Source organism: Bradyrhizobium jicamae, assembly GCF_001440395.1.
GTDB classification, from domain to species: Bacteria; Pseudomonadota; Alphaproteobacteria; order Rhizobiales; family Xanthobacteraceae; genus Bradyrhizobium; species Bradyrhizobium jicamae.
The window spans coordinates 1-3,521 of sequence record NZ_LLXZ01000176.1; the positions used below are offsets into that span (position 1 = coordinate 1).

The 3,521-nt window shown below is 62.2% G+C and carries 3 protein-coding genes; 1 reads left to right on the forward strand and 2 read right to left on the reverse strand.

Features of this window, described 5'->3' with window-relative positions; translation table 11 throughout:
- On the forward strand, positions 1-511 hold a 511-nt coding region (locus tag CQ12_RS29165; protein WP_057838742.1), incomplete at its 5' end, for a hypothetical protein.
- A 124-nt stretch (positions 512-635) separates the two neighbouring features.
- Here CQ12_RS29165 and CQ12_RS29170 read toward each other — a convergent pair.
- Positions 636-1,724 carry a TRAP transporter substrate-binding protein gene (locus CQ12_RS29170; RefSeq protein WP_057838743.1) on the reverse strand — a complete coding sequence of 363 codons (1,089 nt, stop codon included), beginning with the start codon at positions 1,722-1,724 and terminating at the stop codon, positions 636-638.
- Between the two features lie 429 nt (positions 1,725-2,153).
- Complete coding sequence (locus tag CQ12_RS29175; protein WP_057838744.1) at positions 2,154-3,464, reverse strand: NAD(P)H-dependent oxidoreductase; 1,311 nt, start codon at positions 3,462-3,464, stop codon at positions 2,154-2,156.
- Between the last annotated feature and the right edge of the window lie 57 nt (positions 3,465-3,521).

Here is a 3,521-nt window from a genome sequence, read left to right on the forward strand (position 1 = left end):
CAAGCAGGCGCCGCCGGCGAAGCAGGCGCCTGCCCAGGCCGCGCCGCCGGCAGCGGCGGAGGCGCCTGCGGTGAAGCAGATCGCGCTGACCGAGAAGCAGATCGAGGGCGTGCTCGCGGCGCAAAAGGACGTCGACGCGATCACCGACAAGATCCCCGATAACGCCAAGCCGGACCCGAAGATCGACGCGCAGCTCGACGCGGTGGCCAAGAAGAACGGTTTTGCCAGCTACGACGAATACAACACCGTGGTCGACAATATCAGCCTGGTGCTCGGCGGCTTCGATCCCGCGACGAAGAAGTTCGTCGGCGCTGAGGTCGTCCTCAAGGCGCAGATCGCCCAGATCCAGGCCGACAAGAAGATGCCGGCCAAGGACAGGAAGGAGGCGCTCGCCGATCTCAACGAGGCGCTGAAGTCGCCGCCGCCCGCCATCGAGAACAAGGGCAATATCGACCTCGTGGCGAAATATTACGACAAGCTCGCTGAAGCGCTCGGAGAGAGCGAGGAATAGCTGCTCGCGCCTTTGAGCGACATCGGTTCGCGCCGAGAAAACGCGTCGCGCCGAGCCATCCGTTCAATGAAGAAGCCCCGGAGAAATCTCCGGGGCTTCCTTTTTATCGTCGAGCGCCTTCGCCTCAGGTGCGGGTGCGCATCCGCATCATGAAGCTGTCGTAGCTCAGTTCAGCCACCTGATTCCAGGCCAGCGAGTCGGCGCGGAATGCGGACAGGCTCGTATACATCTTGTTGAAGTGCGGGTTGCTCTTGGAAAGATCTGCGTAGATTTCGTTGGCGGCATTGTAGCAGGCTTCCAGAACTTCCTGCGGGAACGGCCGCAGAATCGCGCCCGCCGCCAGGAGCCGCTTCAGCGCCGGCGGATTGACGTAGTCGTATTTGCCGGTCACCCAGGTGAAGGTGTCGTAGGACGCGCTCTCGATTGCGGCCTGATAGTGCTTGGGCAGCGCATTCCACTTCTCGAGGTTCATGATGTTGTGGCCCTGGCCGGTGCCTTCCCACCAGCCCGGATAGTAGTAGTACTTCGCGACCTTCACGAAACCGAGCTTTTCGTCGTCATACGGTCCGACCCACTCGGCCGCATCGATCGTGCCCTTTTCCAGCGCCGGATAGATGTCGCCGCCCGCGATCTGCTGCGGCACGCCGCCGACCTTGGCGATGATGGTGCCTGCAAAACCGCCGACGCGGAATTTCAGGCCCCGGAAGTCATCCATCGACTTGATCTCTTTCCGGAACCAGCCGCCCATCTGGGCGCCCGTCGAGCCGGTCGGCGCGCCGACGCAGCCATATTCCTTCAGGAGGTCGTTGAGCATGTCCATGCCGCCGCCGAAACGCATCCAGGAAATATGCGAACGCGTGTTGAGGCCGAACGGCAGCGACGTGCCGAAAGTGAAGGCTGGGTTCTTGCCCCAGTAGTAATAGAGCGCGGTATTGCCCATTTCGACGGTGCCGTTCGAGACGGCGTCGAGCACCTGCAGGCCTGGGACGATTTCGCCGGCTGCGAACGGTTGAATCTGGAATTTGTTGTCGGTGATTTCGGCGACGCGCTTGGCGAAATATTCGCAGCCGCCGTACAGCGTATCGAGCGCCTTCGGCCAGCTTGCCGTGTAGCGCCACTTAATTTCCGGGTTCGATTGCGCAATCGCAGGCGCGGCAACTGCAGTCGCGGCGAGACCGACGCCGCCCACTTTCAAGAAATCACGACGCTTCATTTGTTTCCCCTCTGTTATCGCCGAGACCGACCAAGGGACGACGATCTGATGTCGTCTTCTCTGGTTTACCGATGACCGGTGCTGGGCTGTTTGTTTAGGAATGTGGGCCCTGAAACCAAGGCTCTTGGTTTTTCGAATACAATTTCCCGGCTTTATGGACCTGAGGGCAGGATGGCGAATTAGTGATTGATAATCAAGGGTTCTGGTTCCGCCGCAAGTGCGAAGGGCTGCCTGAATACTGAGCGGCAGCGGCCTTCCATCCGACGAAAGACCAAGATCGCGGGCGATGCGCGATTGGTTAATCGGATGCCGCATTGCGGTAATTCCGCCGCGCAGACGTTTACGGTGAGACCGTCATGTGCCCGACCGTGCATGCGGCGGGCAGGGAAATTTCAAGCTGCAACTTCTGCCGCGCAGATCGCGCGATCATCATTTCGCGGAGAATGCCGCTTCCATCGCTTTGCGCGTCTTGATGGTGTCGCTGCTTTCGTCGACCTCGACATCGCTCCAGCGCACCACTGCGCCATAAGCAACGTCGCTCTTCAGCTTGACGCGATGGGCCAATCCGATCGGCAGCGCGCCGGCGGCGAGGCTTTTCGACGCCGGCATCAGCTTGCCCCACACCGTGTAGCCGCCTTCGCCATCGAGCGTTTCGCCCGCGCGAAGATTGCGTTTCGCGACCGCTGCGACGTCGCCGCGGAAATCATGCGGCTGGCCGGTCGGCTCGTTGCGCAGCGCGGCCGACAGGATGGAAATGTTCAGCTCCAGCCCGATCAGATGATATGGTTTGTACATCGCCGCATAGCGACCTGAAGCGTCGGTCTTCAGCCCATATTGCTTGAAGCAGTCGGCGGCATAATCGTTCGGCGCTTCCAGCACGACATAGACGCCCCAGCGCAGATCGCGAAATACGGGACGACCGTCGCGCTCCAGCGACGACACGACTTCGGCAAGGCCCGCCTTCTCCAGCACGCCGCCTTTGTCGCGCGGCCGCATCACATGCGGCAGATCGTCGACGCCGCAGGGTGGAAACAGCAACCCGTCCGACGGCACGTCGAGCCCGCAAGCGTTCGCGATCGCCGCCATTTCGATCGCGGATTTGGTGCCATCCAGAAACGAGTTGAACATCTGCGGGTTCATGCCGGCCGATTGCGCTTCGCCGGCCGTCAATCCGTAGTGGCCCCAGACGCCGTCCGGCGTCACGTCGTGATAGGCCGGCAGATATTTCGTGCCCTTGCCAGCGGCGACGACGCGAAAGCCCGTCGCGCGCGCCCAGTCTACCATCTCCGCGGTCAGCGCCGGCTGGTCGCCATAGGCGAGTGAATAGACCACGCCGGCCTTGCGGGCTTCCTGCGCCAATAGCGGGCCGGCCAGCACGTCGGCTTCGACATTGACCATGACGACATGCTTGCCCGCCGCGATCGCCGCGCGGGCATGACGAATGCCGACGGCGGGATTGCCGGTGGCTTCCACCACAACGTCGATAGCGCCGTCCGCAATCGCACGCGCGCCATCGTCAGTGAAGCTCGTTCGCGCGATCAGCGCCTGGTCCCAGCCGACGGTGCGGCAGGCTTCGCGGGCGCGGTCGCGATCGATGTCGATGATAACGGGGACTTCGAGGCCGGGCGTATGCGGTACCTGCGACAGGAACATCGAACCGAACTTGCCGGCGCCGATCAGTGCCACGCGCACCGGCTTGCCGGCCGCAGCGCGGGCTTTGAGGAGATGATGGAGGTTCATGGAAAGATCCCGACAGGTAAAGCCGCAGCACTGATTACTTCCGTCATGGCCGGGGCT

What these genes read in the sequence shown, in the direction of transcription:
- CQ12_RS29170 (WP_057838743.1), bottom strand. Translation starts at nt 1,724, where the DNA reads ATGAAGCGTCGTGATTTCTTGAAAGTGGGCGGCGTCGGTCTCGCCGCG.
- CQ12_RS29175 (WP_057838744.1), bottom strand. Translation starts at nt 3,464, where the DNA reads ATGAACCTCCATCATCTCCTCAAAGCCCGCGCTGCGGCCGGCAAGCCG.